9 protein-coding genes are annotated in these 13,826 nt (G+C 68.9%); 6 read left to right on the top strand and 3 right to left on the bottom strand.

Annotated features, from left to right (window positions below):
• Positions 1–23: 23 nt before the first annotated feature.
• The 6 genes from BM393_RS13990 to BM393_RS13965 all read left to right on the top strand — a co-directional run bounded on the left by BM393_RS13990 (position 24) and on the right by BM393_RS13965 (position 9,545).
• Entirely contained in the window at positions 24–314 is a 291-nt protein-coding gene (locus BM393_RS13990; protein ID WP_091727080.1) for a PP0621 family protein, read from the top strand.
• Positions 315–326: 12 nt separating this feature from the next.
• Entirely contained in the window at positions 327–2,063 is a 1,737-nt protein-coding gene (locus tag BM393_RS13985; protein WP_091727076.1) for a PAS domain-containing sensor histidine kinase, read from the top strand.
• A complete protein-coding gene (locus BM393_RS13980) occupies positions 2,053–3,723 on the top strand; it encodes a sigma-54 dependent transcriptional regulator (RefSeq protein ID WP_091727072.1) in 1,671 nt (556 codons plus the stop codon). The genes BM393_RS13985 and BM393_RS13980 overlap by 11 nt, the downstream gene beginning before the upstream one ends.
• Positions 3,724–4,282: 559 nt before the next feature.
• On the top strand, positions 4,283–7,210 hold the full coding sequence (locus BM393_RS13975; RefSeq protein WP_091727069.1) for a ribonucleoside-diphosphate reductase subunit alpha: 2,928 nt from the start codon (positions 4,283–4,285) through the stop codon (positions 7,208–7,210).
• 315 nt (positions 7,211–7,525) lie between these two features.
• The gene (locus tag BM393_RS13970; protein ID WP_091727066.1) at positions 7,526–8,698 is read left to right on the top strand and encodes a ribonucleotide-diphosphate reductase subunit beta; all 1,173 of its coding nucleotides are present in this window, start codon (positions 7,526–7,528) and stop codon (positions 8,696–8,698) included.
• 223 nt (positions 8,699–8,921) lie between these two features.
• Complete coding sequence (locus BM393_RS13965; protein ID WP_091727062.1) at positions 8,922–9,545, top strand: histone; 624 nt, start codon at positions 8,922–8,924, stop codon at positions 9,543–9,545.
• Positions 9,546–9,714: 169 nt separating this feature from the next.
• On the opposite strand, the gene BM393_RS26295 is transcribed toward BM393_RS13965, so the two are convergent.
• The 3 genes from BM393_RS26295 to accC all read right to left on the bottom strand — a co-directional run bounded on the left by BM393_RS26295 (position 9,715) and on the right by accC (position 13,821).
• Positions 9,715–11,217 (bottom strand): zinc-ribbon and DUF3426 domain-containing protein, encoded by a 1,503-nt coding sequence (locus BM393_RS26295; RefSeq protein WP_175538341.1) that lies wholly within the window; start codon positions 11,215–11,217, stop codon positions 9,715–9,717.
• Positions 11,218–11,406: 189 nt separating this feature from the next.
• A complete protein-coding gene (gene prmA / locus BM393_RS13955) occupies positions 11,407–12,303 on the bottom strand; it encodes a 50S ribosomal protein L11 methyltransferase (protein ID WP_091731503.1) in 897 nt (298 codons plus the stop codon).
• 168 nt (positions 12,304–12,471) lie between these two features.
• Complete coding sequence (accC, locus tag BM393_RS13950) at positions 12,472–13,821, bottom strand: acetyl-CoA carboxylase biotin carboxylase subunit (protein ID WP_091727054.1); 1,350 nt, start codon at positions 13,819–13,821, stop codon at positions 12,472–12,474.
• Between the last annotated feature and the right edge of the window lie 5 nt (positions 13,822–13,826).

The following is a 13,826-nucleotide window of genomic DNA, read 5'->3' as shown; positions in this document are numbered from 1 at the left end:
CCGAAGCTTCCACCGCGCCCATCGTGATCAAGCTGCTTTTCTGGATCGTCCTGCTGGCGGTGATCGCCTTCGTGATCGGCTTCAAGCGCGGCCGGCCGACGCCGCGCGACAACGCCCGGCCCGCGCCGCCGCCTGCGCCGCGCCTGCCCGAGCACATGGTGAGCTGCGCCGAGTGCGGCATGCATCTCCCGGCGAGCGATGCGCTGCCCGGTCGCGGCGGCCAGTTCTGCAGCGCCGCCCACCGCGCGGCGCATGAGCATCGCCTGGAAGCCGCCGAGGCGGCGCGCGGCCGGCGCGACGACGCCGCCACCTGAGCGCCGGACCACATGGCCACCTCCGAGACCGTCGGCGCCATCAGCGCCAGCACCATCCAGCGCCTGTATCGCGCTTTCATGGGTGCGCGCGCGGCGCTGGGTCTGGCGCTGCTGGCGACGCAGTCGCTGGCCGGCCTGATGGGGGCCAAGCCCACCGGCTGGACGACGCTGATCTCGCTGATCTACGGCACGCAGGCGGTGCTGGCGTGGATGCTGCCGCGCTGGTTCGGCGGCGGCGAGACGCCGTCGAAGGAGCGCGCCGGCCTGAGCACGCGGCAGTTCATGGTCAGCATCGGCGCCGACCTGGTGCTGTTCACGCTGCTGCAGGTGCGCGATCCCAGCGGCCCTTATGGCGCGCTGTTCTTCATGCCGGCGCTGATGGCCGGCGCGCTGCAGCCGCGGCTGCGCGCGCTGGGCTGCGCCGCCTTGCCCAGCCTGGTGCTGCTGTCGATGTCCGGCTGGGCGGTGCTGAACGAGCAGGACGGCGCGCTGCGCATCAGCCAGGCCGGGCTGCTGGGCTGCGGCCTGTTCGTGGTCACGCTGCTGGCCAACGAGATCGCGTCGCGCCTGGCGCGCGAGGAGCGCGCCGCGCGCGGCAGCCTCGAGTACGCGCGGCAGCAGGCCGACCTGAACCGCCTCGTCATCGAGGAGATGGAGGAGGGTGTCGCCGTCGTCGACCGCCGCGGCCTGGTGCGCACCGCCAATCCGGCGGCGCGGGCGCTGCTCGCGGAAGGCGCCTCGCTGCGCTCGGGGGCGTTCCGGCTGGACACTACGCCGGCCTGGAAGCCGCTGCTGCGGGCGGTCGAGAAGGCCTTCGCCGGCGAGCTCTGGCCGGAGGCCGGCCGGGACCTGCTGCTGGACTTCGGCCGCGGCTCGCAGCGCTCGTTGCGGGTGCGCATGCGCTTCACGCTGCGGCCGCTGGACGGCGACGACCTGTGCGTGCTCTTCCTCGAGGACAACCGCCTGCTCGAAGCCCGCAATCGCCAGGAGAAGCTGGCCGCGATGGGGCGCGTGTCGGCCGGCATCGCGCACGAGATCCGCAACCCGCTGACCGCGATCGCGCAGGCCAACGCGCTGCTGTCGGAGGACCTCGCGCAGGACCCCAAGGGCGAGCAGCTCACCCGCATGGTGGCGTCCAACGTCGAGCGGCTCAAGCGCCTGGTCGACGACGTGATGGAGGTCGCGCCCGGCATCGCGCCGGTGGCGCTGACGCTGGCCGTCGCGCCGCTGGTGCGCGAGTACTGCGCCGACTGGGCCACCACCCAGCGGCTGCCCGGCGGCGAGGCCAGCCCGCTGCGCGTCGAGATCGAGCGCGACGGCCTGCTCGTCAGCTTCGAGCCCGAGCACCTGCGCCGCGTCCTGATCAACCTGCTGGACAACGGCCTGCGCCACGCGCGCCCCGGTCCGGGCGCGCTGCGCGTGCAGCTGGGCGAGGACCGCGAGTGGGTGCGGCTGTCGGTGTTCAGCCGCGCCGAGCCCATCCCGGCCGAGGTCGAAAGACACTTGTTCGAGCCCTTCTTCTCCACGCGCAGCCGGGGCTCCGGCCTGGGCCTGTACATTTGCCGCGAGCTGTGCGAGCGCTACGGCGCCCGCATCGAATATCACCGCCGCGACACCGGGCCGAACGCCGAGGCGAACGAGTTCCGCGTGCTGCTGTCGCGGCCGGCTTCGCCAGGCGCCGCGCTTGCCTCGGTCCCGTCCGCGGGACCGGATTCCCATTTCCCCGATACCGAACTCCATGAGCGCTGATCCCCGCCTGCTGGTCGTCGACGACGAGCCCGACCTGCGCACCCTCTACGAGATGACGCTGCTGCGCGAGGGCTTCTCGCTGGACAGCGCCGGCACCGTCGAGGACGCGCTGGAGCTGCTGGGCACGCGCCGCTACGACGCGGTCATCACCGACATGCGGCTGCCCGACGGCAGCGGCCTGGACATCCTGCGCTGGCTGGAGCAGCAGGGGCGCAGCGAGCGCGCGCTGGTCATCACCGCCTACGGCTCGGCCGAGAACGCGGTCGAGGCGCTCAAGGCCGGGGCCTACGACTACCTGACCAAGCCGGTGGACCTGCGCCAGTTCCGGATGGTGGTCGCGTCGGCGCTCGGCCGGACGCCGAAGATGGAAGGGCCTGTGCCCAAGCCGTTCTCGTCCGCGCCGGCGGCGGCGTCGAGCCCGGGGTGGAGTGCGACGTCGAACCCGGCATCGAACGCGGCATCGAACGCGGCCTCGAGCGCGATGTCCGTCGCCGCCGCGCCGGATGCTTTCGCGCCGACCGCGCCCGGCGCCTTCGATGTGCTGAGCTCGGTCGAGGCCCCCCGGCCCGCGCCGGCCGAAGCGCGCAAGCCGGCCCGCGCCGCGCCGCCGTTGACCGGCTCGACCACGGCGCTGGAGCGCCTGGTCGGCGACTCGGCGCCGATGCGCCAGGTGCGCGAGCTGATCGAGAAGGTCGCGCGCAGCATGGCGCCGGTGCTGCTCAACGGCGAGTCCGGCACCGGCAAGGAGCTGGTGGCGCGCGCGATCCATGACGTCAGCGCGCGCCGTCCCCAGCCCTTCATCGCGGTGAACTGCGGCGCGATCCCGGAGCAGTTGCTGGAAGCGGAGTTCTTCGGTTATCGCAAGGGCGCCTTCACCGGCGCGAGCGAGGACCGCGAGGGCTTCTTCCAGGCGGCGCAGGGCGGCACGCTGTTCCTCGACGAGATCGGTGACCTGCCGCTGGCGATGCAGTCCAAGCTGCTGCGCGCGTTGCAGGAGCGCTCGGTGCGGCCGGTGGGCGCGGTGGCGGAAATGCCGGTCAATGTCCGGCTGCTCAGCGCGACCCACAAGGACCTGGCCGCGGAGGTGGCCGGCGGCCGCTTCCGCCAGGACTTGTATTACCGGCTCAACGTGATCCAGATCCGCGTCCCGCCGCTGCGCGAGCGCATGGAGGACCTGGCGCCGATCAGCGCGCGCATCCTGCAGCGCATCGCCGCCGACGCCGGCGTGGCGCCGGTGCCCGCGCTGACGCCGGCGGCGCTGGCGACGCTGTCGCGCTACAGCTTCCCGGGCAACGTGCGCGAGCTTGAGAACCTGCTGCATCGCGCGCTCGCGCTGTCCAGCGGCGACGGCATCGACCTGGCCGACCTCGGCTTGCCCGACAGCGTGCTGGGCCTGGATGACGCGCCGGCGGAGACCGCCGAGGTGGCCGCGGAGCCGCCGCTGGGCGCCGCTCTGCCCGCCGAGGCGCGTGGCGGTGCGCCGCTGCCGGCGGACCTCGCCACCTATCTGGACGAGGTCGAGAAGCAGATTCTGCTGCGGGCGCTCGAGCAGCACCGCAACAACCGCACTGCGGCCGGCGCCAGCCTGGGCCTGTCGCTGCGGCAGATGCGCTACCGCATGGCGCGGCTGGAAATCTCGGTCGGCGGCGACGAGTCCTGACCGGTTCGCATCCCAGCGGAACTGCGCGCAATGCGACCATGACCCCACCGCCGGTGGCGCCTCCGGGAAGGTCCTAGGGCGGGGTTGTCCTAACGGGTGGGGACAGCGGCGCGGCGTGTCATCGAAACGCCATTGACGCCTGCTCAGCAACCATCGGCCCTCGCGCCCGATTCCCGCCTGCAACCCGCGCCAATCCTGGGCTTGCGGACACGATGCGCGAATCCATCGGGGCTGTGCGGGGTCAGGTCTTCCCGCTAGACCAGCGGGTGGTGAACGTCAAGGGCGATGACGCTACCGCTAGTTCCTTGAAGGTGCCGTGACCACTAGATATAGTGTTTTGCATGCTATCCTGCTGACTTCGCAAACACGGCGATGAATGCTCCCTCAGACGTCTTGCCCGCGCTGCCGACCCCTTGGTCGGAGGACCGGGAATCCCAAGTCCGGGCGCATCAGCAGCACCGCCGACATCACCTGACCCCCTGATCGCCGGGCCCTTCGGACAAGCCGGGCCGGGCGAAGCTTTTTTGTTTTTCCAGACACCAGAACAGACGAGGATCCCATGCAGACTGTCGCCGCCACACCGACCGCTGAAACGGGCCTGGCCCAGGCTCCGCGCGAGTCCGCCGCCGCTTCGGCCAGCTTCCCGCAGCACCAGATCATCCGCCGCAACGGCGCGGTGGTGCACTTCGAGCCGAGCAAGGTGGCCGTGGCGATGATGAAGGCCTTCCTCGCGGTGCACGGCACCAGCGGTGCGGCGTCCGCCAGCGTGCGCGAGACCGTCGACGCGCTGACCGATTCGGTGACGCGCGCGCTGCTGCGCTCGCGCCCGGCCGGCGGCACCTTCCACATCGAGGACGTGCAGGACCACGTCGAGCTGGCGCTGATGCGCGGCGGCCACCATGAAGTGGCGCGCGCCTACGTGCTGTACCGCGAGCGCCGCACCCAGGAGCGCGCCGCCCAGGGCGAGCAGCGCCAGGCCGCGGTGCTGGAGTCCGGCATCTCGGTGATCGAGAACGGCGTGCGCGTGCCGCTCGACCTGAACAAGCTGGCGGCGCTGATCTCGTCGAGCTGCGAGAACCTGGGCGTGGACGTCAAGCCCGAGCCCATCCTGGCCGAGACCAAGCGCAACCTGTACGACGGCGTCCCGATGGACGAGGTCTACAAGGCCGCCATCCTGGCCGCGCGCACGCTGATCGAGAAGGACCCGGGCTACACCCGCGCCACCGCCCGCCTGCTGCTGCACACGATCCGCAAGGAGATCCTGGGCCGCGAGGTCACACAGGCCGAGATGGCCACCGCGTACGCCGACTACTTCCCCGGCTTCATCAAGAAGGGCGTGCAGGCCGAGCTGCTGGACGAGAAGCTGCAGCAGTACGACCTGGCCAAGCTGGGCGCCGCGCTGAAGGCCGAGCGCGACCTGCAGTTCGACTACCTGGGCCTGCAGACGCTGTTCGACCGCTACTTCCTGCATGTGGACGGCACCCGCATCGAGATGCCGCAGGCCTTCTTCATGCGCGTGGCCATGGGCCTGGCGCTGAACGAGATCGACCGCGAAGCCCGAGCCATCGAGTTCTACGAAGTCCTGTCGACCTTCGACTTCATGAGCTCCACGCCAACGCTGTTCAATTCGGGCACGCGCCGCTCGCAGCTGTCGAGCTGCTACCTGACGACGGTGGCCGACGACCTGGACGGCATCTATGAAGCGCTGAAGGAAAACGCGCTGCTGTCCAAGTTCGCTGGCGGACTGGGCAACGACTGGACGCCGGTGCGCGCGTTGGGCTCGCACATCAAGGGCACGAACGGCAAGTCGCAAGGCGTGGTCCCCTTCCTGAAGGTGGTCAACGACACCGCCGTCGCGGTGAACCAGGGCGGCAAGCGCAAGGGCGCCGTCTGCGCCTACCTGGAGACGTGGCACCTGGACATCGAGGAATTCCTCGAGCTGCGCAAGAACACCGGTGACGACCGGCGCCGCACCCACGACATGAACACGGCGAACTGGATTCCCGACCTGTTCATGAAGCGCGTCATCGAAGGCGGCGACTGGACGCTGTTCAGCCCGTCCACCTGCCCGGACCTGCACGACCTGTTCGGCAAGGAATTCGAGGTCGCCTACACGGCCTATGAAGCCAAGGTCGACCGCGGCGAGCTCAAGCTGCACAAGCGCATGCCGGCCCGCGACCTCTGGCGCAAGATGCTGACGATGCTGTTCGAGACGGGCCATCCCTGGATCACGTTCAAGGACGCCTGCAACGTGCGCTCGCCGCAGCAGCATGTCGGCGTCGTGCACTCGTCCAACCTGTGCACCGAGATCACGCTGAACACCAACGACAACGAGATCGCGGTCTGCAACCTGGGCTCGGTCAACCTGTCGCAGCATCTGAAGGACGGCAAGATCGACCAGGAGAAGCTGAAGAAGACGGTGTCGACGGCGATGCGCATGCTCGACAACGTCATCGACATCAACTACTACGCGGTCAAGAAGGCGCGCGACTCCAACCTGCGCCACCGTCCGGTGGGCCTGGGCATCATGGGCTTCCAGGATGCGCTGTACCAGCTGCGCGTGCCCTACGCCTCCGACGCCGCGGTCGAGTTCGCCGACCGCTCGATGGAAGCCGTCTGCTATCACGCCTACTGGGCTTCGACCGAACTGGCCGCCGAGCGTGGCCGCTACAGCAGCTACCGCGGCTCGCTGTGGGACCGCGGCATCCTGCCGATCGACTCGCTCAACCTGCTGGCCGAAGCCCGCGGCGGTTACGTCGACGTGGACCGCTCGTCGTCGCTGGACTGGGACGCGCTGCGCGCCAAGATCGCCCGTGACGGCATGCGCAACAGCAACTGCGTGGCGATCGCGCCGACCGCGACGATCTCCAACATCATCGGCGTCGACGCGTCGATCGAGCCCTGCTTCGGCAACCTGTCGGTGAAGTCCAACCTGTCGGGCGAGTTCACCGTGGTGAACGAGCACCTGGTCCGCGACCTCAAGAAGCTGGGCCTGTGGGACGACGTGATGGTCATGGACCTCAAGCACTTCGACGGCTCGCTGCGCCGCATCGACCGCGTGCCCGAGGAACTCAAGCACCTGTACGCCACCGCGTTCGAAGTGGATCCGGTGTGGCTGGTGGAAGCCGCCGCGCGCCGCCAGAAGTGGATCGACCAGGCGCAGAGCCTGAACATCTACATGGCCGGTGCCTCGGGCAAGCGCCTGGACGAGACCTACAAGCTGGCGTGGCAGCGTGGCCTGAAGACCACCTACTACCTCCGCACGATGGGCGCGACGCATGCCGAGAAGAGCACCGTGCAGAACGCCGGCCAGCTCAACGCGGTGAGCAGCGGCATCGGTGGCCTGAGCGCCGCGCCGGTCGCGGCGGCACCGGTTGCGGTCGCGCCGATCGAGACTTCGGTCTCGCCGGATCTGGGCGACGTGTCGCCGGCGACGGACGTCAAGTTCTGCGCCATCGACGACCCCGGTTGCGAGGCCTGCCAGTAATCGAAACAGGAGGTGTCGACGTCATGCGTCGATACCTCCGACGCTCGCGATGCGAGTGTTCATCGATGTTCGCGGCGATCGGCGATTTTTCCGCCCGGCCTCGCGAGCGATCGATGAATGCTTGATCGGACGTCCGCTCCGGCTCCCGCCGCGTGCCGAGATCGCGCGGCATCGCACTCATCAGGAGATGCGACGCACGTGGTCCGACGCATCGAATGCGATGCGGACCAGCAACAGCGAAGCGGCGTCAAAGTCAAGAAGTCCTTTGTGTTTGAACACAACACTCCGATAATCCGCGACCATAGGAAGACCACCATGCTGGTTTGGGAAGAAGACCGTCAACCTTCGAGCAACGCGCCGCAGTCGGGCGCATCGATCCACGCAGCGACGCAAGCCGTCGCGCGTGATGCCGCCGCCTCCGCGGCGGGTTCGGTGTCCTCTTCTGCCTCGTCGATCGCCAACGCGAGCGAGCGCCGTGTGAACGTCGCCGACAAACGCATCATCAACGGCCAGACCGACGTCAACCAGCTGGTCCCGTTCAAGTACAAGTGGGCGTGGGAGAAGTACCTCGCCACCTGCGCGAATCACTGGATGCCGCAGGAAGTGAACATGTCCCGCGACATCGCGCTGTGGAAGGACCCGAACGGTCTGACCGACGATGAACGCAGAATCATCAAGCGCAACCTCGGCTTCTTCGTGACCGCCGATTCGCTGGCCGCCAACAACATCGTGCTGGGCACCTACCGCCACATCACGGCCCCCGAAGCCCGCCAGTTCCTGCTGCGCCAGGCCTTCGAGGAAGCGATCCACACCCACGCCTACCAATACATCGTCGAGTCGCTGGGCCTGGACGAGAGCGAGATCTTCAACGCCTATCACGAGGTGCAGTCGATCCGCGACAAGGACGAATTCCTGATCCCGTTCATCGACGCGATCATGGATCCCAACTTCGTCACCGGCACCCCGGAGAACGATCAGACGCTGCTCAAGTCGCTGATCGTCTTCGCCTGCCTGATGGAAGGCCTGTTCTTCTACGTCGGCTTCACGCAGATCCTGGCGCTGGGCCGCCAGAACAAGATGACCGGTGCTGCCGAGCAGTACCAGTACATCCTGCGCGACGAGTCGATGCACTGCAACTTCGGCATCGACCTGATCAACCAGATCAAGCTCGAGAACCCGCACCTGTGGACGCCTGAATTCCGCGCGGAGATCAAGGCGCTGTTCCAGAAGGCCGTGGAGCTCGAGTACCGCTACGCCGAGGACACGATGCCGCGCGGCGTGCTGGGCCTGAACGCGGCCATGTTCAAGGGCTACCTGCGCTACATCGCGAATCGTCGCGCGACGCAGATCGGCCTGGAAGCGCTCTTCCCGAACGAGGAAAACCCGTTCCCCTGGATGAGCGAAATGATTGACCTGAAGAAGGAACGCAACTTCTTCGAAACGCGAGTGATCGAATACCAATCGGGCGGCGCGCTGTCCTGGGACTGATGAGGTCCGAGGCGGAGTGACCCTCGAGCATTGTTTGTTGAAGAAGAGATCAAGCTTGGCGATGCGCCGACCGACCGACATAGAAGCGGCGGAGGCGCACCGCAACCCGATTCACCGCACCGCGGAGCGCAACTCCCGCGCGTCGTGGGCGGTGAATACCTGCACCGGCATCAACCGGTTGATGACGGGCAGGGCTATTTCCACTTGATCAAGGAGAACTGAAATGGCAACTGCGAAGAAGGCCGCTCCGGCCAAGAAGGCGGCTCCGGCCAAGAAGGCCGCTGCGAAGAAGGCTCCGGCCGCGAAGAAGGCGGCTCCGGCCAAGAAGGCCGCGCCGGCGAAGAAGGCCGCTCCGGCCAAGAAGGCTGCGCCGGCGAAGAAGGCCGCTGCTGCGAAGAAGGCGGCGCCGGCGAAGAAGGCCGCTCCGGCCAAGAAGGCGGCTGCTGCGAAGAAGGCGGCACCGGCGAAGAAGGTTGCGGCCAAGAAGGCCGCACCGGCCAAGAAGGTCGCTGCCAAGAAGGCTGCGCCGGCCAAGAAGGCCTCTGCCGCCAAGAAGCCGCCGATCAAGGCCACTGCCAAGGCTGCGAAGCCCGCCGCGAAGAAGGCTGCGCCTGCCAAGAAGGCCGCTGCTGCGAAGAAGGCTGCCCCCAAGGCCGCCGCCAAGCCTGCTGCGAAGCCGGCCGCCAAGAAGGCTGCTGCTCCGAAGAAGGCCGCTGCACCGAAGAAGGCTGCTGCCAAGCCTGCCGCTGCCCCCGCTGCCAAGCCTGCCGCTGCGCCGGCCCCGGCTGCGAAGACCGCGCTGAGCCCGCAAGCCGCCTGGCCCTTCCCGACCGGCAACAAGCCCTGAGCTTGAACGATGACCGGACCTTCGGGTCCGGTTCGTCGAGCCCTCCGAACCCGGCGCAAGCCGGGTTTTTTCTTTGCGGCCTCCCATTGGGGTCGCCAAAGAAGAAGGGCGCCTGCGCGGCGCCCATCAGAGGGAGAAGGATCGTTCGGGCGGTGGCCCGTGTCCCCGGTCAGGGGTAGAAGAGCTCGACCGAGTAGCCGCTGATCTTCTGCGTACCGCTGTCGAAGACCAGTTGCAGCTGCTGGTCGGCGCCGGCCGGCAGCGCGACGCGGCCGGCCTGCATCTCGGCCGGCGAGAGCATGCGGCGCACGACCAGCACGCCACTCGCGTCGGTCAGGCTCAGGTCCACCCACGGCTGCGCCACTTCCCAATTGCTGCGATTGCGCAGGCTGATGCTGAAGCGGTAGTGGTTGGCGGCGCCGGCCGGATTGAGGCTGCTGCTTTCGACGCTCAAGGCTTCGATGTGCTGCCAGGGCTTGATCTCCTGGCCCAGCGCCTGCGCCACCGAAACCAGCGCCGGCTTGGCCGTCGGGTACTGCGCCGCGATCGCCTCGCGGGCATGCCAGAGCAACTGGCCCATCAGCCCGAGCGCCAGGACCGTCGCGGCGCTGCCCAGCGCCAGGCGCACGCCGGGGCGATTCCAGCGTCGTGCCGACTCGGCCTGGCGCATGAAGCTCGGCAACTGGTCGGGCATCACGCTCGGTGAGCCCTGCGCGGACATCGCGTCCGCACTGGCGGTCGACGCGGCCGCGCGGGCGGCCAGGAGTTCGGACTCCGCCGCCAGCACCGTCATCGTGGTTTCGGGGCTCTCCGTCGGTCGGGGCGCGGCGGCACGGCGGCGCTTGAACGGATTCCAGAACCGGCGCTTCCTCGCGGCCTTGGCCGCGCGCTTGGCCTCGGCGATGGCGTCCTCGTCGGGCGCCATCATCGACGACGAAGGTTCGAGCGACGGCCCCAGGTCCGGCTCCGGCGCCGGTTCATTCGCGCGCAGCTGCGCCGCGGTGGCCGGGCTCAGCGCCAGCGTCACGTCAGGGCGCTCGTCGTCGTCGATCATCGGCGGCGGCAGCTCATCCTCCTCGAAGCGCATGCCCTTGGGTTCGGGCAGGTGCGATCGCGGATCGGGCGCGGCGGGTGCCTCGAGGAAGGGTTCCCGGCGCGCTTCGTGCGGACGTTCGTCGACGCCGGTCGCGTTGAAGCGCGCATCGACGATGTCGTCCATCGGCTCGTCGTCGGCCATGCGGCGCGGCGGCGCGAAGGGATTGAGCGACTCGTCGTCGGCGGCGATCCAGCCGCTGTCGCGCGGTGGTTGGTGGTGAGCCGGCGGCTCCGGTGCGAAGACGGGCTCCGGCGCGAAGACCGGCGGGGGCGGCGCAACCGGCCTCGATGGCGGCAAGGGCGCGGGCTGGCTCGGCGGGAAGTCGTCGCGATAGGCCGGCGGGGGCGGCGTCGGCGCGGGCGGCGGCGGGCGGCGGTCGACCGGCGCGGGCTCCGCCGAGGGGCTCAGCGGCGGCCAGGGCGGCGGGCTGTCGCGCTCGAGATCGAATAGCTGCTCGCGGGCATCGAAGACCTCGGCGCAGCGGCCGCAGCGGACCCAGCCTTCGGAGACGCGCAGCTGGTCCTGCACCACCCGGAAGATGGTGCCGCAGGTCGTGCAGCGGGTCGCGAGATTCATGGGCGCGATGATGCCACGAAGCAGGGTCAGTCCTTGACGCGAACACCCCCCGGTTGACACACCGTCACCACGGGCGCGCGACCACGCGATGTGGCTGTTCATCGGCCCGGGCGAGGCAATGGGGATGCCCGCAGGTGATCGGTCAGGCGGGTCAGCGTGCGTGCGGCGAGTGGTCCTTCGAGCGATGGATCAGGCAGGGCGACGCGCCGTCATCAGGATCCAGCCGTCCTCGCTGTCGGCGACCTCGAGGGCCACGTGCGGCGCGTAAGCGGCCTTTAACTCATCGGCCTGGCGCTCGAGGATGCCGGCCAGCACCAGGTGCGCGCCCGGGCGCAGGTGGTTGCACAGCAGCGGCGCCAGCAGCTTCAGCGGCGTGGCCAGGATGTTGGCCAGCACCACCGGGTACTCGCCGTTCGCGGCATCGGGCATCGCGGCGTTCAGCGTCACGCCGTTGTCCTTGGCGTTGTGCGTCGAGGCGATCAGCGCGGCCGGGTCGATGTCGACGGCGTCGATGGACTTCGCGCCGAACAAGCCGGCCGCGATGGCCAGGATGCCGGAGCCGCAGCCGTAGTCGAGCACGCGATCCCAGTGGGCGGCCTCGGCGCCGTGGCGCGCGATCCAGCGCAGGCACATGCGTGTCGTCGGATGGGTGCCGGTGCCGAATGCCAAGCCCGGGTCGAGCCGCATGACCTGCCGCGCCTGCGCCGGCGCCTCGTGCCAGGACGGGACGATCCAGAACTCCGGCGTGATCTCCACCGGCGCGAATTGCGATTGCGTCAGCCGCACCCAGTCCTGCTGCGCGACGGTCTGGATCGCCTGCACGTGGACGTCGGTGGCCCAGTCCTGCGCCAGGATCAGCGTCGCGGCTTCGGTGGCCTCGGCTTCCTCGGCGAACAGCGCCTTCACCACCGAGCGCTCCCAGCCCGCGCGCGGCGCCGGCATGCCGGGCTCGCCGAACAGCGCGCGCTCCGCGGGCGTGTCGGCATCGGCATCCTCGACGGAGACGGCCAGCGAATCGATCTCCATCAGCGCGTCGCTGACGGTCTCGACATCCTCCTCGCGGCAGATCAGCACGAGCTCGTGCAGCAGGGGATCGTTGGCGTGGTCTTCGCCGTGGTTTTCGCTCATGGCGGCTCCGGGACTTCGGGGGACTTCTGAAATGGAGAAGCCCTCAAGGCGGACCAGCGTCCACGCTTGAGGGCCTGCGCATTGTCGCTCAGCGGCGGTCGGCGCTGATCGGGCAGCGCCTGCGGTTCAGCGCTTGTGGGCGGCCATCCACTGCTCGAGGTAGTGGATGTCGGTACCGCCTTCGATGAACTTGGCATCGGCCATCAACTCGCGGTGCAGCGGGATGTTGGTCTGGATGCCTTCGACGACGGTCTCCGACAGTGCGATGCGCATGCGGGCCAGGGCCTGCTCGCGGGTGTCGCCGTGGACGATGATCTTGCCGATCATCGAGTCGTAGTTCGGCGGCACGAAGTAGTTGGTGTACGCATGCGAGTCCACGCGCACGCCGGGACCGCCGGGCGGGTGCCACATCGTGATGCGGCCGGGGGACGGGATGAACTTCACCGGATCCTCGGCGTTGATGCGGCACTCGATCGAATGACCGCGCATCGTGATGTTGCGCTGGGTGAAGGGCAGCTTCTCGCCGGCGGCGATGCGGATCTGCATCTGCACGATGTCGACGCCGGTCACCAGTTCGGTCACCGGGTGCTCGACCTGCACGCGGGTGTTCATCTCGATGAAGTAGAACTCGCCGTTCTCGTACAGAAACTCGAAGGTGCCCGCGCCGCGGTAGCCCATCTTCTTGCAGGCGGCGGCGCAGCGGTCGCCGACGCGCTCGATCAGGCGGCGCGGAATGCCCGGCGCCGGCGCTTCCTCGATGATCTTCTGGTGGCGGCGCTGCATGGAGCAGTCGCGCTCGCCCAGCCAGACGGCGTTCTTGTGGCCGTCGGCCAGCACCTGGATTTCCACGTGGCGCGGATGCTCCAGGAACTTCTCCATGTAGACCTGCGGATTGCCGAAGGCCGCGGCCGCCTCGGCCTTGGTCATCTGCACCGCGTTGACCAGCGCGGCCTCGGTGTGGACGACCCGCATGCCGCGGCCGCCACCGCCGCCGGCGGCCTTGATGATCACCGGATAGCCGATCGCGCGGGCGATGCGGACGATCTCCTTGGGATCGTCGGGCAGGGCGCCCTCGGAGCCGGGCACGCAGGGCACGCCGGCCTTGATCATGGCCTGCTTGGCCGAGACCTTGTCGCCCATGGTCCGGATGTTGTCCGGGGTCGGGCCGATGAAGGTGAAGCCGCTGCGCTCGACGCGCTCGGCGAAGTCCGCGTTCTCGGACAGGAAGCCGTAGCCGGGGTGGATCGCCTCGGCGTCGGTGACCTCGGCCGTCGCGATGATGGCCGGCATCGACAGGTAGCTCTGCGCGGACGGGGCGGGGCCGATGCAGACGGCCTCGTCGGCCAGCTTCACGTACTTCGCGTCGCGGTCCGCTTCCGAATACACGACGACCGACTTCACGCCCAGTTCGCGGCAAGCGCGCTGGATACGCAAGGCGATCTCGCCGCGATTCGCGATGAGGATCTTCTTGAACATCTCGG

This window comes from Mitsuaria sp. PDC51 (assembly GCF_900113225.1).
Lineage (GTDB): Bacteria > Pseudomonadota > Gammaproteobacteria > Burkholderiales > Burkholderiaceae_C > Roseateles.
The sequence above is the reverse complement of the archived record's forward strand: the minus strand, read 5'-3'. Positions and strand labels throughout refer to the sequence as shown.

Bases quoted from the DNA above. Each gene is read 5' to 3' on its own strand.
- BM393_RS13985 (WP_091727076.1), top strand. From the start codon at position 327: ATGGCCACCTCCGAGACCGTCGGCGCCATCAGCGCCAGCACCATCCAG.
- BM393_RS13980 (WP_091727072.1), top strand. From the start codon at position 2,053: ATGAGCGCTGATCCCCGCCTGCTGGTCGTCGACGACGAGCCCGACCTG.
- BM393_RS13975 (WP_091727069.1), top strand. From the start codon at position 4,283: ATGCAGACTGTCGCCGCCACACCGACCGCTGAAACGGGCCTGGCCCAG.
- BM393_RS13970 (WP_091727066.1), top strand. From the start codon at position 7,526: ATGCTGGTTTGGGAAGAAGACCGTCAACCTTCGAGCAACGCGCCGCAG.
- BM393_RS13965 (WP_091727062.1), top strand. From the start codon at position 8,922: ATGGCAACTGCGAAGAAGGCCGCTCCGGCCAAGAAGGCGGCTCCGGCC.
- BM393_RS26295 (WP_175538341.1), bottom strand. From the start codon at position 11,217: ATGAATCTCGCGACCCGCTGCACGACCTGCGGCACCATCTTCCGGGTG.
- accC (WP_091727054.1), bottom strand. From the start codon at position 13,821: ATGTTCAAGAAGATCCTCATCGCGAATCGCGGCGAGATCGCCTTGCGT.